This window comes from Pseudomonas congelans (assembly GCF_900103225.1).
GTDB lineage: Bacteria > Pseudomonadota > Gammaproteobacteria > Pseudomonadales > Pseudomonadaceae > Aquipseudomonas > Aquipseudomonas congelans.
Genome location: NZ_FNJH01000001.1, coordinates 1,455,885 through 1,476,278, shown reverse-complemented (window position 1 = coordinate 1,476,278; position 20,394 = coordinate 1,455,885). Strand labels below are relative to the sequence as shown.

At 57.5% G+C, this 20,394-nt stretch carries 6 protein-coding genes; all 6 read left to right on the top strand.

From position 1 onward, the window contains the following. The first annotated feature begins 60 nt into the window (after nucleotides 1–60). The 6 genes from BLR20_RS05990 to BLR20_RS05965 all read left to right on the top strand — a co-directional run bounded on the left by BLR20_RS05990 (nucleotide 61) and on the right by BLR20_RS05965 (nucleotide 20,171). Nucleotides 61–1,302, top strand: coding sequence for a M20/M25/M40 family metallo-hydrolase (locus tag BLR20_RS05990; protein WP_054993834.1), 1,242 nt, complete (start codon nucleotides 61–63; stop codon nucleotides 1,300–1,302). A 690-nt stretch (nucleotides 1,303–1,992) separates the two neighbouring features. After that, nucleotides 1,993–3,702: a ShlB/FhaC/HecB family hemolysin secretion/activation protein gene (locus BLR20_RS05985; RefSeq protein ID WP_054993835.1), complete on the top strand. Its 1,710-nt coding sequence runs from the start codon at nucleotides 1,993–1,995 to the stop codon at nucleotides 3,700–3,702. A 39-nt stretch (nucleotides 3,703–3,741) separates the two neighbouring features. Beyond that, nucleotides 3,742–18,972 carry a two-partner secretion domain-containing protein gene (locus BLR20_RS05980; protein ID WP_235810007.1) on the top strand — a complete coding sequence of 5,077 codons (15,231 nt, stop codon included), beginning with the start codon at nucleotides 3,742–3,744 and terminating at the stop codon, nucleotides 18,970–18,972. After that, a complete protein-coding gene (locus BLR20_RS26890) occupies nucleotides 18,972–19,334 on the top strand; it encodes a hypothetical protein (protein ID WP_141562196.1) in 363 nt (120 codons plus the stop codon). The genes BLR20_RS05980 and BLR20_RS26890 overlap by 1 nt, the downstream gene beginning before the upstream one ends. Further along, the gene (locus BLR20_RS28395; protein ID WP_080009186.1) at nucleotides 19,318–19,770 is read left to right on the top strand and encodes a cytidine deaminase-like fold-containing protein; all 453 of its coding nucleotides are present in this window, start codon (nucleotides 19,318–19,320) and stop codon (nucleotides 19,768–19,770) included. Before BLR20_RS26890 ends, BLR20_RS28395 begins: the two co-directional genes overlap by 17 nt. Beyond that, nucleotides 19,767–20,171: a DUF6911 family protein gene (locus tag BLR20_RS05965; protein WP_010428175.1), complete on the top strand. Its 405-nt coding sequence runs from the start codon at nucleotides 19,767–19,769 to the stop codon at nucleotides 20,169–20,171. Before BLR20_RS28395 ends, BLR20_RS05965 begins: the two co-directional genes overlap by 4 nt. The last annotated feature ends 223 nt before the right edge of the window (nucleotides 20,172–20,394 follow it).

The window sequence follows — 20,394 nt, the reverse complement described above, 5'->3', positions numbered from 1 at the left end:
GGTACGTGTGTAAGGTATGGTCCTGAAAAACCTCGATGATCGAACACAAGGATGAAACACATGCGCTCATTTACCCGCTCGCCACTGGCTGCTCGTCTCGCCCTGGCGCTTGCGTTGACAGCCCTGGCTCCAGTGGCCATGGCCGAACCGCATAAGGCTATCCAGGCGGATGCCGAGCAATACAAGGACGACGCCTTGAAGCTGCTGGAGCGTCTGGTGAATATCGACTCGGGTTCCGGGTATGTCCCGGGCCTGACCAAGGTCAGCGACATCGCGATTGAAGAACTGAAAAAGCTCGGCGCCACCATCGAGCTCGTTCCGAATACGCCAGAAGCCAGCAACCACGTCGTCGCCACCCTGAAAGGCACCGGCAAGGCGAAGATTCTGCTGATGGCGCACATGGACACCGTATTCAAGGAAGGCTCTGCGGCCGAGCGTCCGTTTCACATCAAGGACGGGCGTGCCTATGGCCCAGGCGTTATGGATGACAAGGGCGGCATCGTCGCAGCTATCTATGCGCTGAAGGTTTTGCACAACCTGAAGTTCACCGACTACGCGCAGATCACGGTATTGCTCGACGCCAGCGAGGAGACCGGCTCAGGCGTTGCTACCGAGCTGATCAAGAAAACCGCGAAGGAGCATGACGTCACGCTCAACCTGGAGCCGGGGCGTCCGGCCGACGGTCTGGTGGTATGGCGCAAAGGCTCGGCAACCGCGCTGGTCGAAGTCAAGGGCAAGGCCTCGCACGCAGGCGTTGCGCCTGAACTGGGACGTAACGCCGCTACCGAAGTTGCCCATCAGATTCTGCAACTCGGCAAGCTGGGTGACGAGGAGAAGAAAACCACCATCAACTTCACTGTGCTCAAGGCGGGGGATCGCACCAACGTGATTCCTGATCAGGCCAGTGCCAAGGCCGATGTGCGTGCTGCTGTACCGGAGGAGTTCGACCGCGTCGAGCAGGACTTGGCCAGGGTGTCGGCCAACAAGCTGGTGCCTGATACCGAGGTCAAGACCCGTCTGGTCCGTGGCCTGCCACCGATGCCGCAAACCGCGCAGTCCGATGCACTGGTCGCGATGGCGCAAGGCATCTACGGTGAACTGGGCCGCACCCTGACCATCGAGGGCAGTGGCGGGGCGGCTGATTCAAGCCTGTCTGCCAGTGTGGGCACACCGACGCTGGACGGCTTCGGGATTGTCGGCGGCAACATCCACACGCCCGAAGAGTATGCCGAAGTGGGCAGTGTGGCTCCGCGGATCTACTTGTTGTCGCGAATGATCATGAAGTTGTCCGGACAGCAGTAATTCGCCAAGCCTCCCGCGTAGAGTAACGAGAAGCGTTCTCCCTGAAGCTTCTCGTTCCTCACGCGGAGCATTGGCGCGATAAGCCAATAGCGGTTAATTGTCGGGGTACTACCGGCAATTAGTTGTTATCACCCCTGAATGGGGTGGTATCCAGGCACCAAAGGGCCTGGCAGGTTGAATCGATATCGCGTGATCTGACTGATAATCTGCCGCCTCTTTTTTACCCCTTCCGAGTACCGAGAGACGAGCGGGCAAGCGCCACCGTCGCGGCCCTTGCGAGCCCCTGGCCAAAGGGCCTGCCGGATTCTTGAGCCTTGCAGAAATGACCGTCGTTGCAGCTCCAGAACCTGACGTGCCAGCGCAGGCCTTCGCTTATTTCCTTTAAATCACAGTCATTTTATTAGTGTGTCCGCAGCCTTGATGCGAGTCCGTTTTCACGTACTGGCCGACTGGTGTTTCTGCATATATTTAATGACGACCTTAATACAATGTCGCAAAGGTCGGCGACCCCCTATCAATACTAAGCACATGATCCTTTGGTGCGGGCTAAAGGTCAGCGCTTGCACATTTAACTCCAAAAAAAGTTCAACAAATCGGATACAAGGTCGATACAAATAATTGACGCCGCCATGATGGCGTTCTAGTATCGCCCACCTTTTTGATATCAATATGCTACCGCAAGGACGCGCCGTGTATCTCCGTGCTCACAAACTGGCTTTGCTGCTCCTGCTCGCCATCGCGCCAGCTACTTCGCTTGCAGCCACTGCTCCCGCCAGCTTGCCAGGTGACCAGGATCTTATTCGTGACCGTCAGGATCGCCTGCTCGAAGAGCAGCGCCGCCGTCTTGAGGAGCTCAAGGACCTGCCGGGCAAACAAGCCGCACCTGCTGCCCCGAGTTCCCCGGCCGATACGCGCTGTTTCAACATCAATCGCATTGAACTCAAAGGCGCCGACTCGCTGTCGTCCGCCGAGCGCGATGCGCTGATCAAACCCTATATTGGCCAGTGTCTTGGTGTCGCCCAGCTCAATGAGCTGCTCAAAGTCATCACCGATCACTACCTCGAAAAAGGCCTGGTGACGACTCGCGCCTACCTGCCGCAACAGGACCTGTCCACCGGCGACCTGCAAGTGCTGGTCATCGAAGGCAAGCTGGAGCATCTGCGTGGCGATGCTGCCAGCGGTCTGTCGGCACGTGAGCTGGCCATGACGTTTCCCGGCAGGGAAGGCCAGATGGTCAACCTGCGCGAAATCGAGCAGATGGTCGATCAGCTCAATCGTCTGCCATCCAATCAGGCACAGATGGAACTGACCCCCGGCCAGGTCGTCGGCGGCAGTGATGTAGTGGTCAAGAACACCCCGCAGAAACCATGGCGAGCCAACCTGTCACGTACCAACGAAGGTCAGCGCAGCACCGGTGAGCAACAATGGAACGCCGGCCTCGAGTGGGATAATCCGTTGGGGCTGGCCGACCAGTTCAGCCTGCGCGGCGGCCACGATGCGATCAGCGACCGGCAGAAGGCCTCCCGCAATGCCTCGCTTGCCTACAGCCTGCCGTGGGGCTGGTGGACGTTCAGCTATCTGTACAACACCAGCGAATACCGTTCGGTGGCGCAGGCCTCGAACATCAACTTCAAGCAGGACGGCGACAGCCAGAACCACCAGTTCAGGGCCGAGCGGGTGGTGTATCGCGACGCGCTGAGCAAGACCTCGCTCAATGCCGGTCTGTCCTACCTGCGCACCAACAACTACGTCGAAGACAGCAGGCTGGCGGTCAGCAGCAATCGTATCACCGAGGCGCAGTTCGGTATCAACCACGGGCGGCGAGTCGGCTCGGCGTTCGTCAACATCGATCTGGGCATGCAGCAAGGCATCGGTGCACTGGACGCGCAGGGCAACCACGATCCTCGCCCGGGTGAGGCCGATGCGCGGTATCGCAAATACACCGGCACCCTCAGCTACCTGCACCCCTTTCAACTGTGGGGCGAAAACCTGAGCTTCACCAGTCTGGCCACCGGGCAGCGCAGTGAGGATGTGTTGTTCAGTTCGCAACGCACCAGCCTGGGCGGATCGGCATCGGTGCGTGGTTACAAGGATGAGTTTCTGTCCGGCGACAGTGGCGGCTACTGGCGTAACGAGTTGCGCCTGACCCGTCCGGTGACGCTGGACTGGCTGCGCCCGGTGTTCGCCGAGTATGGCGCGGCTGCCGGTTACGACCAGGGTGTTATCCGCAACGATCGTTACAACGGCGATCAGCATGGGCGTTTGTCCAGTAACTCGTTCGAGTTGTTTACCCGAGGCCAGCACGTTGCTGCCTCAGTGACCTTCGCTCATTCCCTGGAACGTCCCGATGTGATCGAGCGCGAAGCGCCGATCTATTTCCGTATGGACTTTTTCCTCTAATCACACCGTATTCAACCTACCTGTTTCGAGGTCACTCACATGGACGTTCACCAACTGGCTCTGCTCGCTCGTCAGCCTTCTGCTGTGCTGGTCGAGCGCCGGTCTTTCTGGGGAATGTCCAAGCGCGGCCTTGCGCTGATTCTCGCCAATGCGATGTTCTGGCAGCCGCTGCTGGTTCAAGCCGAAGGCATCGTGGTCAGCGGCACGAATACCAGCCTGAACCAGGCCGGCAATGGCGTGCCTATCGTCAATATTGCCGCGCCCAATGCCAGCGGCCTGTCACACAACCAGTATCAGCAGTTCAACGTCGACAGCCAGGGCGTCATCCTCAACAACTCCACCAACCAGACCCAGAGCACCCAGCTGGGCGGCATCATCGTCGGCAACTCCAACCTGCGCGGCACAGCGGCCAGCACCATCCTCAACGAAGTGGTCGGGGCCAACGCCAGTCAGCTCAGGGGCTACACGGAAGTGGCCGGGCAGGCGGCGCGTGTCATCGTCGCCAACCCCTACGGCATCAGTTGTAACGGCTGCGGTTTCATCAATACCCCGCAGGTCACCCTGACCACCGGCAAACCCGTGCTGGATGCCAATGGTCAATTGCAGCGTTTCAATGTGCAGGGCGGCAGCATATCCATCGACGGCGTGGGGCTGAACGCAGGTAACGTCGACCAGTTCGACATCATCACTCGCAGCGCGAAGATCAATGCCGAGCTGCACGCCAGACGCCTCAACATCATTGCAGGTCGCAACGATGTCGACGCGCAGACGCTGAATCCCACGGCCCTGCCTGACGACGGCAGTGCCAAACCGGAACTGGCCGTCGACAGCTCGGCGCTGGGCGGCATGTATGCCGGCGCGATCCGCCTGGTGGGCACCGAGGCGGGTGTCGGCGTCAGGCTGGCCGGCGATCTGGCGGCCAGTGGTGGTGACATTCAGATTGATGCCAACGGCCACTTGAGCATGATGCAGACCGCCGCCAGTGGTGCTGTGGCGGTCAAGGCCAACAGTGCCGAGGTCAACGGGCCGGTTTATGCAGGGTCGTCACTGAATATGACCACGGCAGGTGATCTCATCACTCGGCAGAACGTTGCCGCACGCGATGCACTGAGCCTTGCCGCTGGCGGTCAGCTCAATAACACGGCGGTGATCGAGGCGGGCGTCAATGCCGACAACAGCCGCAATGCCTCGGGCGATGTGACGCTGTCTGCCAGCGGGCTGAACAACAGCGGCAGCATCACCGCCAGTCGCGCCCTGCAGGCCACCATCACCCAGACCCTGAATAATCAGGGGGCTACATTGAATGGGCAGTCCAGCACCCGCATCGTGGCCACTACGGTCGACAATCGCCAGTCAGGCCGGATTCTGAGCCAGGGCGGCACTGTCGATATCAATGCTTCTCAGGTACTCAACAGCCAGAGCGGGCTGATCAGCAGCAGCGGTAACCTGACCATCACTGCGGGTTCTCTGGACAACAGCCAGCAAGGCAAGCTGTCCAGCAGCAGCGGTTTATCGGCGCGTATTTCCGGGCAGTTGCTCAACCATCTGGGGCTTGTCAGCGCCAACGGCGATCTGCTGCTCAACGCGGCAAGCGTGGACAACCGCAGCGCGGAAATCTCCAGTCTCGGCAGCCTGACCTCGACCGTCAGCCAGTTCGACAACCGCGAAAAAGGCCGTCTGCTGGCCAGCGGCGCGCTGCAACTGAACGCTGACCACCTGAACAACCAGAACGGCTCGGTCGCCGGGCAGCAGGCTGTACAGCTGAACCTGGGGCAACTGACCAATATCGGCAACGGCAGTGTCTACGGCAAAAACGCGCTTGACCTGACCCTGAGCGGCACGCTGAACAACGATCAGGGCGTGCTGCGCAGCGACGGCACACTGGCCGTGCGTGCGGCCTCTCTGAGCAACAATACCGGCAGTGTGACCAGTGCCGGTACGGCAACGGTCAGCACAGCGGGCGCAGTCGTCAACCGGGGCGGGCAGATCATCAGCGATGCGGGTCTGACGCTTTCCAGCGCCAGCCTGGACAACAGCCAGAGCGGTCGCATTGCGGGCAATGGCGTGGTGCTCACCACCGGCGCCTTCGACAACCATCAGGATGGCCGCCTGACCAGTACCGGCGCGCTTCAACTGAACGCCGGGCAGGTCAACAACAGCGACGCCGGTCGTATCGCCAGCGCCATGGCCCTCAGCGCAGTAGTCACCGGACTGAATCAGACCAACGATGGCCGGCTGTACAGCAACAGCGATCTCAGCCTGGACCTCAGCAACGGCGTGCTGACCAACCAGGGCGGCCTGATCAATGCACCTGGCCAGTTGCTGCTGAAAAACCTGAACGTCGTCAACAACCAGAGCGGCGAAATCTCCAGTGCCAATGGCTTCTCGCTGGCGGCCAACTCGCTGGATAACACTGACGGTTCGCTGCTCAGCGATAAAGCGCTTGTTGTGCGTATCAATCAGTTGCTGAACAACTTGCGCGGCAAGATTTCCGCCAATGGCCTCAATCTGAATGCTGCAACGCTGGACAACCGCAGTGCGGAAGTTTCCAGCCTGAGCACCCTGACTGCCACCATCGGCCAGTTCGACAACAGCACGAAAGGACGTCTACTGGCCAACGGCACGATGCTGCTGACCGCCGATAACCTGAATAACCAGAACGGCGTGGTCTCCGGACAGCAGGGCGTCCAGTTGAATCTGGGACAACTGAACAACTCCGGCGCTGGCAGCGTTTATGCAAAAAACACACTGGGTCTGACGCTGACCGGTGCCTTGAATAACAATCAAGGCGTACTGCGCAGTGACGGCACGCTGGACCTGAAAGCCGCTTCTCTGGCCAACACCGGCGGGCGGGCCACCAGTGCTGGTGCTGCCACGCTGAAAGTCGATGCTGCGGTCGTCAACCAGGGTGGGCAGATCATCAGCGATGCGGGCCTGACGCTTTCCAGCGCCAGCCTGGACAACAGCCAGAGCGGTCGCATTGCGGGCAATGGCGTGGTGCTCACCACCGGCGCCTTCGACAACCATCAGGACGGCCGTCTGACCAGTACCGGCGCACTCGCGCTGAATGCCGGGCTGGTCAACAACAGCGACGCCGGTCGTATCGCCAGCGCCATGGCCCTCAGCGCAGTCGTCACCGGTCTGAATCAGACCAATGATGGTCGCCTGTACAGCAACAGCGATGTCAGCCTGGACCTGAGCAACGGCGTGCTGACCAACCAGGGCGGCCTGATCAATGCACCTGGCCAGTTGCTGCTGAAAAACCTCACGGCGGTCAACAACCAGAACGGCGAAATCTCCAGTGCCAACGGTTTCTCGCTGGTGGCCAACTCGCTGGACAACACCGACGGTTCGATCATCAGCGACAAGGCCTTGATCGTGCGCATCGACCGGTTGCTGACCAACCTGCGCGGTCTGATTTCCGCGACCGGTATCCAGTTGAGTGCCGCGACCCTGGACAACCGTAATGCGGAACTCTCCAGCCTTGGAGAGCTGACCGCAACCGTCGGCCAGTTCGATAACAGTGGCAAGGGTCGTTTGCTGGCCAATGGTGCGTTGCTGCTCAACGCCGACAGCCTGAACAACCAAAGCGCAGGTGCCGTCTCCGGCCAGCAGAGTGTGCAGTTGAACGTCGGCCAACTGGTCAACACCGGCAGTGGCAGCGTCTACGCCAAAAACAGTCTGGATCTGAAAGTAACGGGCGTTCTGAACAACGATCAAGGGACCTTGCGCAGCGATGGCACGCTGGCGTTGAGCGCTGCTTCTCTGGGCAATACTGCCGGTAGCGTCACCAGCTCCGGCGCCTCGTCCCTGACGGCCGATGGCTCGGTCGTGAACCACGGCGGGCAGATTCTCGGCGATTCAACCTTGATGCTCACCAGCGGCAGTCTCGACAACAGTCAGAACGGTCGTATTGCCGGCAAAGGGGTGAAGCTCGTCACGGGCACCTTTGACAACCAGCAAGGCGGTCGCCTGACCAGTACCGCAACCCTCCAGCTCGATGCCGCGCTGGTGAACAACAGTGACGCCGGCCGTATCGCCAGCGCCATGGCCCTGACCGCAGTGGTCACCGGTCTTAATCAGACCAACGATGGCCGTCTGTACAGCAACAGCGATGTCAGCCTGGACCTGAGCAACGGTCGCCTGAACAACGACGGCGGTCTGATTACCGCGCCCGGTCAGTTGCTGCTGAAAAATCTCAATGCAGTCAGCAACCGCAACGGTGAAATTTCCAGCAGCAACGGCTTCACGCTGGCCGCTGCATCGCTGGACAACACCGGCGGCTCGGTACTCAGCGATAAAGCGCTGATCGTGCGTGTCGAGCAGTTGCTGACCAACCTGCGTGGCCTGGTCTCCGGCAACGGTATCGATCTGGCGGCTGGCGAACTGAATAACAACAGCGGCAGCCTGAGCAGCGATGCCGACCTGCTGGTAAACGTCTCTGGCCAGCTTTCGAGCCGCAGCGGCGAGCTGACCAGCGCGGGTAACACGACCCTCAATGCGCTGAGTCTCGATAATGCCGCTGGCCAGGTCATGGCCGATCAGTTTCTGAAACTGGTGATCACCGAATCCATCGACAATCAGGCGGGAACCCTGGGTGCAGGGCAGGGCATCGACCTTCGTGCTGCGAGTCTGGACAACCGCCAGGCGGGTTCGCTGGTCACGGATGGCCAGCTGACTCTGAAGCTGAGCGGCGCGCTGGACAATCGCACCGCTGGCAGTCTGCAGGCCAAGGGCGTGATGGACGTGTCGAGCCTGACGCTGGATAACCGTGGCGGCCGTATTGCGGCACAGAATCTGCTGATCGTTCATAGCGACAGCGTGGACAACCGTGGCGGTTCGATTCGTGCCGAGAAAGGCCTGCAGCTGTTCGTCGATGCCCTCGACAATAGCCAGACAGGCCTGAGCGCCACGCAAAAAGGCCTGATCAACAGCAATGCCGATCTTGAACTGGTTGGCAAGCGTCTGGACAACCAGAACGGTCTGCTCAACGCCGCTGGCCTGATGCAGTTGCAGGTCGACAGTGTTCTCAACGGCAACGGCCGTATCGCCAGTCAGGCTGACATGGTTGCCAACATCGGCAGTCTGACCCAGCAGGGCGGCGAGCTGGTTGCGCAGGGGAATCTGACCCTGACCGGCAAAACCCTCGACAATCAGGCGGGCGGCCTGGTGGGCTCCACAAAAGCGCTGAAAATCGAGGTTGCCGACATCGACAACAAGGCCGGTGAACTGTCCAGCCAGGTCGGCGTGGACATCATTGGTCAGACGCTCGACAACAGCAACGGCGGCAAGGTCCTGGCCGGTACGGCGCTGGGGTTGAAAGTGGCGCGCGTGATCAACCTCAACAAGGGCCTGTTGTTCGGCAACACCCTGCGGCTCGACGGTACACGCCTGGATAACGCCGGCGGCACGCTGGCCAGCCAGCAGGACATGAACATTGATGTGTCCGGTGCGCTGGACAACAGCGCTGGTCAGCTCAGCAGTGAGGCGGCCTTGACGGTCAATGCCGCCTCGCTGCAAAACGCAGCAGGCAGCCTGTCCAGTGCCGAAGCCTTGAACGTCACCACCACGGGCGCTGTTGAGAACCAGGGTGGCTCCGTGACTACCGACGCCACGCTGACGCTGATCAGTGCCAGCCTGGACAACAGCAAGGCTGGCAAGCTGGCTGGCAAGGGTGCCACGCAGGTCAACACCGGCACCTTCGACAACAGTCAGGGCGGTCGCCTGACCAGCAGCGACACCCTGCAGCTGACGGCCGGCAAAGTCATCAACCAGAACGCCGGACGCATTGCCAGTGCGCTGGCGCTGACGGCCAGCGTCACCAGCCTCGACCAGCAGGCTGGTGAGCTGTTCAGCAACACTTCGCTGAGCCTTGATCTCAATAACGGCCAATTGAACAACCAGGGTGGTCTGATCAACGCTCCCGGCGTGTTGCTGCTGAAGAATCTCAACGGCGTGGCCAACCAGAACGGCGAAATCTCCAGCGCACAGGCGTTTACCCTGAACGTCGACAGCCTCGATAACAGTGGCGGCAAACTGCTCAGCAGTCAGGCCCTGACGCTGATCGTCAACAAGGCCCTGAGCAACATCAAAGGTACGATTTCCGCTGCCGCGCTGAACACCCGCAGCGACAGCCTGGACAACACCGATGGTTTGATCAGCAGCCGCGCAGCTCTGGACCTGACGGTCAATACCGCCCTGACCAACGTCAAGGGCACGTTGATCGGCGACGCTGACATGACGCTGAACGCCGCGACCTTGGACAACCGCCTCGGCCAGATCGCCAGCAAACAGAACCTCAACGCACGGATCGGCAGCCTTCAGCAGCAGGGCGGTCAGATGCTCGCCCAGGGTGGATTGACCTTGCGCGGCGACGCGCTGGACAACGGCCAGAGCGGCTTCATCGGCGCTACCAAAGCCCTGGATATCAATGTCACCAGCATCGATAACCGTGGTGGCGAGCTGTCCAGTCAGGATGAGATGACCCTGACCGGCCAGCAACTGAACAACAGCGACAACGGTCAGGTTCTGGCACAGAAAGCCCTGGCGCTGAACGTTGCACAGATCATCAACCGAGCGAACGGCCTGCTCTCCAGTCAAGGCGGCTTGACCCTGGTCGGTAGCACCCTGGACAACACCGGTGGTGCGCTCAGCGCTCTCAAAGCCCTGGGTATCGACCTGTCTGCGACGCTCGACAACACACAGGGCCTGATCAGCAGCGAAGATGTCCTGACGGTGAAGACCAGCAGTCTGACCAATACCGCAGGCAGCATTTCCAGTGCCGCAACCCTGACCCTCGACAGCACCGGTGCAATCGGCAACCGCGGCGGCAAGCTGGTGACTGACGGCGCACTGGACCTGAAAAGTGCCAGCCTTGATAACAGCCAGAAAGGCACCATCAGCGGTAAAGGGCTGCTGACCCTGAGGACCGGGGATTTCGACAACAGCCAGAACGGTCGCGTCAGCAGCAGCAATCGCCTGGACCTGACGACCGCACGACTGACCAACAGCACTGGTGGCAGCATCGGCAGCAGCCAGGCGCTGACCGCCAGCGTCAGCCGTCTGGATCAGCAGGGCGGCAGCCTGTTCAGCAATACCTCCTTGAGCCTGGACCTGAACAACGGCCAGTTGAACAACCAGAATGGCCTGATCAACGCACCGGGCGCATTGCTGCTGAAAAACGTCAACGAGGTACTGAACCAGAACGGTGAAATCTCCAGCGCTCAGGCATTTACCCTCAACGCCCAGCAACTGGATAACAGCGGCGGCAAACTGCTCAGCAATCAACTGCTGACCCTGCGTATTGCTCGTGCGCTGACCAACGTCAAAGGCATGATCGCCGCAGCCGGTATCGACGCCACTGCCAATACCCTCGACAACAGCGGCGGCACGCTGACCAGCCGCAACAACCTTGACCTCACCGTCACCGGTGCGCTGACCAACCGCGACAAAGGCCTGATCAATGCTGCTCAGGCGCTCAAGGTGGGCGCGGCCAGCGTCGATAACCAGGGCGGTCAGCTGTTGGGCGGCACCAGCCTGAACCTCAATACAACATCGATCAACAACACCGCAAAGGGTCTGATCAACAGCACAGGCACCCTGAACCTGACTGCCGGGAATCTTGATTCCGGCAACGGCGGCGAAGTGTCGGCTGCCCGCGACATGACCTTGGTCCTCAGCGCACTGTCGCTCAACGGCGGACGCGTGATGAGTGACGCCGGGCTGTCCATCGACATGCAAGGCAATGACCTTAACAACGTCGGCGGCCTGATTACCGCTGATGGGGCTTTGACCCTTAATCGTCTGCGCGACCTGAATAACCAGTCTGGCGAGGTCTCCAGCGCACAGAGTTTCAGAGTCGACGGCCGCACCCTCGACAACAGCAGCGGCAAGCTGATCAGCAGCAACGTACTGACCGTCAGTGCGACCAGCCTGCTCAATCAGAACGGCCTGATCTCCGGCTGGCAGGGCCTGAACGTCTCCGGTAACCGTCTCGACAACCGCAACAACGGCACCTTGTCCAGCCGCAGCGGCAACCTCGTCGCAACCCTGAGCGGTGAATTGCTTAACGGCGGCAACGGTGCGTTGGTCAGCCAGAACACACTGAACGTGACCGCTGACAGTCTCGACAACAGCGGCGGCATCCTCTCCAGCGGAACGGGCCATACCCTGACCGTAGCCGGCCTGCTGAACAACAGCCAGAACGGTCTGATCGACAGCGGTGCTGGCTTGACCATCAAAGCCAATGCCTTGAGCAATGCCGCCGGTAACCTGACGGCCCAGCAGGATTTCAGCTTCGAAGGCCGCAGCCTGGACAACAGCGCCGGCAGCCTGAGCAGCAAGGGCACAATGACGCTTGATCTGCTGGACAGCCTGACCAACACCAGCGGCAAGCTGGCCAGCGGCGGTAACTTGCTGTTGCGGCGCAGCACGGCGATCAACAACCAGGCCGGGCAACTGATCAGCCAGAGCCTGATGACCCTCAACACGTCCGGCCAACTGGATAACCGCAATCGCGGCACAATCGCCGCCAACAACACGCTGACAGTCACCGCCAGCGGCAGTGTTCTCAATGACGCCGATGGCCTGATCTACAGCCAGAACGCCAATGCACAGGTACAGGCAGCGAGCCTGTCCAACGTGCGCGGCACGGTACAGAGCGCAGGCGCATTGCGCGTCGATGTCGCGGGTACCGTGGATAACCAGAACGGGCGGATCATCGCTCAGAACGGCGACCTGAACCTCAGCGCCGCCAACCTCTACAGTCAGGGCGGGGTGCTGTCCAGCCTGCAGGGTCTGTTCACCGCGAACGTGAGCGGCGTGCTGAAGAACGGCTATGACGCCAACCGCCAGGGCGGCGTCATCCAGGCGCAACGCCTCAACCTGACCGCGCTGGGCGGCTTCGACAACTACGGCGGGCGAGTCTCGGCGCGCGGCGGCGAAGCACTGATCAACACCCCGAACTTCGACAACCGCAACGGCGGCCTGTACGCCAAAGGACTGGTACGGGTCACCGGCGGCAACTTCGACAACAGTGGCGACAACGATGGCCAGATCGCTGGCGGCCAGGTCGAACTGAACCTGAGCGGCGCGCTGAACAACCGCTTCGGCATCATCGAAAGTGACAGCACCCTGGCCGTGACCGCTACCAGTCTGGACAACCAGACCGGGCAACTGCGTGCACTGGGCGGTGGCGGCGCGACAAACTTCCAGATCGGCAACCTGTTCGACAACCGCAACGGCACCCTGGAAAGCGCCAACAGCGACCTGATCCTCAATGCTGGCAGCTTTCTCAATGGCGGCGGTTCGCTGTTGCATACGGGTAATGGCACGTTTGATATTTCTACGGCCAATCTGACCAACGCTGGCGGCAGCATCGTCACCCGTGGTGGTTTGACACTGAGTGCTGATAGCTGGACCAACAGCAGCGTGATTCAGGCCGGGCGGCTGACAGTGAATGTCGGAACCTTGAATCAGACGGCGGGCGGGCAATTGCTGGCGTCGAATTCGTTTAGTGGGAGTGGCGGGAACTGGACGAATGATGGGTTGATTGCGAGTGATGGAGCGGTAGACATACGTATTGGCGGGACGTTTGCCGGTAGTGGTCGGGTCAGCAGTGTCGGTGCATTGAATCTGGCCGCTAATCAGCTGACTTTGAATGGTGGCGGAAGTATTGCTGGTGGCTCGCGCGCAGATATTAGTATTGCAGGGAGCGCTAACAACTACAGTCGTATTACATCGGCTGGTGATCTGGTGCTCAGTGCGGGTGCTATTAATAATTATGGTACTTTAGGGGCGGCTCAAACTCTCATATTGAATACGCCATCATTATTGAATAGTCAGGCATTAATCTTCAGTGGCGCCGATTTGCAGGTTAATGCGAGTAGTTTCACTAACCAGAAAGGTGACCTGTATAGCTTGCGTAATTTGATTTTTAAAGGCTACGGAGCCGATAGCGCCCAGAGGGTATCAAACATCTCAGGCTCTATTGAAAGCGGACGGGACTTCTCTGTAACTGCTTCCTCATTTGAAAATCGTACGGAGGGTTCGGGTGACGCTCAAGGTTTTGCGGTAGGTAGATCTCTGATTAAAGGATTACTCACACTTCAGTGTCTAGACTGCGGCGGCAGAACCCTGTCTGTGAACTTCGTCTTAAAAGAATATTTTGAGGGTGGACAGGATAATGATCTGAGTGCGTCTGCTATAGCCGTGTCAGGCGGTAATTTTGTTTTTAATGGTGAGGATTTTTTTAACAGTAAGAGCACCATAAGTGCTAGGGGTAATATTGTTGTAAATGCTAGTCAGGTGAGAAATATTGGCGCTGTTAGTGGTTCTGTTGAGAGGACTCGTACCTATTATTCTGGCAGGCTTAATTATGAAGGTTTGGATAAGACTGCGTCTTGGGTTTTGGAATATAATAAACATAATAATCCAGACTCGCCCAAGTTTAACTATTTTGATGATGCTGGAAATCTTAAGTTGGGTATCATTACTCAGGAGTTTTTGACTTCGGACGAGAGTGGTGCGCAATATCCAATGTTTCAATTAAGAGATCCTGTTACTTATGCGGAAATAAAGAGTTTTCCGTATTTTTATTTTGACCAAGCTCTTGTGTATGATCAGCCTTTGCCTGCATCAGAGTATGATAGGAAAAAGCTTGTAGAGCTGCCTTCGCAACTTGCAAACTACAGTTTGGTAAGCGACGTTGAAGTCGCTCAAGACGGCGTCAGTGGTAACGGCGGACGCAGTGCAGTCATTCAAGCAGGCGGGAACGTTTCCATTACCGCCAAGCAAGACTTACAAAACAGTGTCATTCACCAAGACTACGCTGGCAGCGCGGGCACCAGCAAGGTTCAGGACACGCGTACCTCCGGCACCGGTGCCACCGTCATCAGGATCAATGCCCAGCTCCCCCCCGACCTAGCCCAACAACAAGTCAACCCGTTAAGCCTGCCAGGCTTCAGCCTGCCCACCGGCCAGAACGGGCTGTTCCGTCTGAGCGGCCAGACCGGCACCGCAGCCGCTGTCGCCCAACCCGTCGGCCTGCCACAAAGCTGGACCATGGGCGGCGCGGCCGTATCCGTCGCGCAGCGCGAGCAAACCGTTTCCGATGCGCAGGCAAGCATCATCCAGATCGGCTCGGTAGGCCAGATATCCAACGCTACTCGCCAGCTTGGCCTGACAACACGGCAAAGCGCAGGCGTTAGTGCCAATGCATCCTCCTTCGACGCCAGCGCACCAGGTGCCGCGCCCATAGGCGGATTTGTACTACCCGGTCATACCTCTGATTCCGCAGGTGTAACCAGCGTCGACAGTGTCACCGGTATCGCGACGGGCAATCAGGGAAGTGGTGCTTTGCTGCCTGTGCAAAATGCAGGTTCGACAGGCCTGCCGGTTATCACCGCCACAGGATCCGGCAGTTCGGCGGTCCAGAATGCCGGGATGGTGCAGGGCACGCGGATCAACAGTGCCGGCCAGGTTGTAACCGACGCTCAGGGCCGTCCGGTAACTACAACGGTTAGTAGCCCGGTCGCTGCTGCAGCAGCACAAACCGTTACCCGGGTGCAGGGCCTGCCTAGCAGCTCATTCGTTTCCAAGCCGCAAAAATACCTGATCGAAACCAATCCCGTGCTCACTGAACTCAAGCAGTTCATGAGTTCGGATTACCTGCTCGCAGGCCTGGGCTACGACCCGGAAGTCAGCGCCAAGCGTCTGGGCGACGGTCTGTATGAGCAACGCCTCGTTCAGCAGGCAGTAGTGGCCAGAACCGGTCAGGCGTTCATCGACGGGCAGACCTCCAACGAGGCCCAGTTCAAGTACCTGATGAACAACGCCATCGCCAGCAAAGATAAACTGAACCTGGCTGTGGGCGTGTCCCTGAGTTCACAACAAGTCGCAGCGCTGACCCACGACATCGTCTGGCTCGAAGAGCACGAAGTGAATGGCGAGAAAGTGCTGGTGCCGGTGCTTTACCTGGCACAGGCGGACAATCGCCTTGGCCCGACCGGGGCATTGATTGCGGGTAACGACGTCTCGCTGATCGCCGGCCAGAACCTCGACAACGTCGGTACCTTGCACGCAGCTAACAACCTCTCGGCAGTCGCAGGCAACAACCTGATCAACACCGGCCTGATAGAAGCCGGCAACCGGCTAGATCTGCTGGCGGGCAATGATCTGATCAACACCGCTGGCGGCATCATCAAAGGTCGCGATGTGTCTCTGACTTCCATCAATGGCGATGTGATCAACGAACGCAGCATCACCTCGATGGACAACAGTGTGCTCGGTCAGCGCCACAACGAGTTCGCCGACAGTGCCGCGCGCATCGAAGCCGCCAACGACATGAGCATCTCGGCCGGTCGCGACTTCATCAACAAGGGCAGCGTGCTGGAAAGCGGTCGTGACATGAGCATCCAGGCCGGACGCGATGTCACCATCGCCCCGACCGAAGTCACCAACAGCCTGTTCTTGGACAGCAAACACAACAGCAGCGACATCACCCAACTGGGCTCCACCGCCAGTGCCGGGCGCGACCTGACCGTTCAGGCCGGACGCGACATCTCCGTCATCGCCAGCAAGATCGACGCCAAACGCGACATCGCCATGGCCGCGACCGAAAACCTCACCATCAGCTCTGCGGCGGACGAAGAACACTCCCTGTCCAAAAGCAAAAAGCTGACCCGCCAGGAAGACCACGTCAGCCAGGTTTCTTCTGATCTTGATGCCGGTGGGAGTGTTGCCTTGCAGGCCGGGCAGAACCTCGCCGTGATCTCCAGCCGCATTACAGCTGGTAAAGAGGCGTACCTGGTTGCGGGTGAGAACCTCGACATTCTCGCTGCGCAGGACAGTGATTATTCGCTGTATGACAAAAAGAAGAAGGGGAGTTTTGGGGCGAAGAAAACCAAGCGAGACGAAATTACTGATGTGAAAAACATCGGCAGTGAAATCACCACGGGTGGTGATTTGTTGCTGGCGAGTGGGGGAGATCAGAAGTACCAAGCTGCGAAGCTGGAGAGTGGCAAGGACCTGACTATTCAAAGTGGTGGTGCGGTTACGTTTGAGGGCGTGAAGGACCTGCACGACGAAAGTCATACTAAAAGTAATAATGACGCTTTCTGGACCTCTTCGAAGGGCAAAGGCAATACAGACGAAACACTTCGTCAGACGCAAATGTCTGCTGAAGGAAGCATTGCGATTAAGGCTGTTAATGGGCTGACAATCGACGTCAAGCAGATAGACCAACAGACGGTTAGCCAATCTATTGATGCGATGGTCAAAGCCGATCCACAAATGGCCTGGTTAAAACAGGCTGAGGCGAGAGGCGATGTGGATTGGCGACTCGTGAAGGAGGTTCATGAGTCATTTAAGTATCAAAACTCTGGATTAGGCCCCGCTTCGCAATTGATCATTGCAATTGCCTTGGCAGCTGTAATGGGGCCAATGATGGCCGGTATGAACTCGATGTTACAGGCTGGCGCTATCAGTGTCGCGACAAAGGCCACCGTCAGTACGGTTGACAATAGAGGCAACCTTGGAAAAGTTCTGAAAGACGTCACATCAAAGGACAGCATCAAAGGTTATGCGGTGGCAGTTGCGACGGCGGGCGTGGCCGATGGTCTTGGATACAATCCAAGTGAGTTAGGACTCGATTCTGCAAGCGCAAAAACCATTGCCGTAAAGATAACGGCTGACGCAGTAATCAAAACAGCCGTCTACGGCGGGAGCTTTGCGGACAACCTGGCCAGTTCGGCAGTGGCCACCGCGGCCAGCATCGGTGGCGCCAAGGGGGCGGTGGCGATAGGAGATATTGGGTTAACTGACGGAAGCATTACCAAGATTCTCTTGCACGCAGGCCTCGGTGGCCTTCTAGCTGAAGCCATGGGCGGTGATTTCCGCGCCGGAGCTATTGCCGGTGGTGCAAACGAAGTGTTGGTTGGATTGCTGGGCGATAAGCTACTTCCGTCAAACCTCGTTAAGGGGACGCCCGAGTATGAGCAGGCGGAGGCCAATCTTCTTGCTTTGTCGCAAATCGTCGGCGTACTAGGCGCTGCCGCTGGGAATTCAGATGTCAGCGCCGCTGCTGCCGTGGCCGCTAATGCTACCCAGTACAATTGGCTGTCACACTCTCAGATCAGGGATGCTGATAAGGCCCGGGCTGCCTGTGAGACGGCTGGAGGTAACGTTGCTGCTTGCCAGTTAAATGTCACTCGTGCAACGGATGAGCTGGACAGGGCACAAGATTACGAACTGAAAGAACGTAAACGTGCAATTCAGCTCCAATCCTTTAAAGATGGTGGCTGGACTCTGGGCGAATACAACAAGGCCCTGTTCGACGATTATTTTGCCAGCAAGGGTTTAGATAAGAGTCAGGTCACATTTGATGGATACGCCCCTGCGAAAACGTTGGGTTATATGCTTTCCGAGCGGGGCCTTGGCAGTGTCAATCAGGCCTTGGAATGGCCTACTAAGGCTGCTGCCGGCGCCGTAAATTTTGCCAGCCACCCGTACGACACGGTGGTAGGGATTGGCCAAAATATCTGGTCCGCAGCAGGCTCTGGGGTAGATTGGGCGACCAGCCCTATACCGGCTCAAGGACTTGAGCGTGCAGGGGATAAATTACTGGCGCAATCCGACCAGCAGGCGGGTGGGTTGATATTTGACGTCGCCAGTGGTTTGATCACCGCAGAGATTGGTGGGTTTGCGGTCAAGTGGGTTGGAGGAAAGTGGGTTCAGGCTGAGGGTATTGCAGCTGCACCTAAAGGCACCGGTGCTTTTCTTGAGGGGAGTTCGGGGGGCAGCGGTGCAAAAGGCGCAAGTGCTGATGCAGCAGCAGGCCAAGCGGCGCCGGGTGCAGCCAATTTTATGGGCGAATCCGATCAATTTTTTAAAAATGTATCTAAAAGATCTGATATAGATTCGAACGGTTATTTTGACGTTATCGCTCATGGGAGTACACAAAAAATTGAAGTTGTTACTCCCGGTGGAACTATTATGGCGGATCAGCGTGTAGTCTCTCGACTTATCGAAAACAACCCTGCTTATAGTGGGCAGCCAATTCGTTTGTTATCTTGTGATACTGGAGCTTGTGATGCCGGGTTTGCTCAGAGTCTTGCGAATAAAATGGGTGTTTCGGTGAAGGCTCCAACTAACTTGGTATGGGCCTACGGCGATGGAAGAATGGTAGTCGCTCCGAGATCTCCTTCGAATCCAAATTTTCCGGACTTATCGAATCAAGGTGAGTTCAAGATTTTTAATCCAGGTAAACCATAGTGGCTATTTCATTAGCTGTGTGCGAGCTATGTGGCGGTAGCTTGGTAAATTTTGAGGAAAATAGCGCTCAAGGGGTAAGGTGCTCCGTTTGTGGCTGGTCGTTAGTTACTACAAATATGTCTGGTATTAAGATTGATGAAGAGGTATATGAGGTATTTTGTGCTGGTGATTATAAAAATAAAACACATATAATGGCTGTGTCCGAGGTGTTTGGGTCTAATTTTTTAGAGTCTAGAAAATTACTTCAGCAGGGCCTGTTTAGGATTTTTTCTGGACAGGCTGTAGACGTATTAAGAGTTCGAAAAATTCTTGCTGGAGTTGGAGTTGAGTACATGATTAAACCCGATTTTTTCTGGGTTTGATGGCATAGGTGCAAAAGGTATTTCTCCGGTTGTCACCGCAGAGGGAAAAATTGGAGATGCGGCATTTACTGATGTAAACCAAACAGCTCGTCCAGTAGCTCAGGCAAATCCAGATGAGCCAACTCTGATAGCTGATCGAGTAACGGCCAAAACTGAAGCAACAGGAAAATCTTTGCCGAATGGAAATATGGCTGACGCTCATGCAGAAATTGGCGTCATACAGCAGGCATATAATGCTGGCAAGACTCAAGGTGCTGATATGGCTATGAGCGTTGCAGGTAAAGATGTATGTGGATTTTGCAAAGGTGATATAGCGGCCGCTGCGGAAAAATCCGGATTGAGTTCTTTGACTATTCAAGCGATAGACGACGTAACTGGATTACCAAAAAAATATAATTGGGTGCCGGGAATGCGGTCGATTAAGGAGGTGCCATGAGTATGGTTTTTGGCGGCTATATTGTTGACGCTGATGGATATCGCCATCAGTTAGAAGCTATCATGGATCCCGAAGAATTGGATGTTCGAGGGGTATTGACTTCCATTGGTAAAGGCTCCGGCGTTATCAAGATGCGGTGCGAGTCTGAATCTGAAGGTCGCCCCTATGAATTGGCGCTTTATGTTGAAAGTGAAAGTTTTTTACTGATGCTTAGCGAGTATGATAAAGATGGTGAGCATGTCGTCAGAGCTATGACTGATCTCAACTCAAAAAACGAACTCGTCAGCATTTTAGGGGAGATGTATCCTGCTAGAGCGGTCACACATGATGTGGAAATTGTTTGTTCTATTTTTATCGAGTTTGCTCGTTCAGGAAATGTGTCTGTGGATATCATGGCGTAAGTTTCACTAAATATCGTCTGACTAGTTGGTGCAAAAGAGGTAGCAAGCCCAGATGCGACGGGCGGGAAGAAAGTTGGTCCAGAGACCGACCTAGCCCCCGAAGTAAATCTGCATTCAGATGGAAGCTATCGAACCCCTGACGGAAAATTTGCTAGCCCGAAGGGTCTAGCTCCTCCGGGAACAGTTAAGGCAGATGAGTTTGCTAAGCATTTAGAAGCAAATG

Bases quoted from the DNA above. Each gene is read 5' to 3' on its own strand.
- BLR20_RS05990 (WP_054993834.1), top strand. From the start codon at position 61: ATGCGCTCATTTACCCGCTCGCCACTGGCTGCTCGTCTCGCCCTGGCG.
- BLR20_RS05965 (WP_010428175.1), top strand. From the start codon at position 19,767: ATGAGTATGGTTTTTGGCGGCTATATTGTTGACGCTGATGGATATCGC.
- BLR20_RS05980 (WP_235810007.1), top strand. From the start codon at position 3,742: ATGGACGTTCACCAACTGGCTCTGCTCGCTCGTCAGCCTTCTGCTGTG.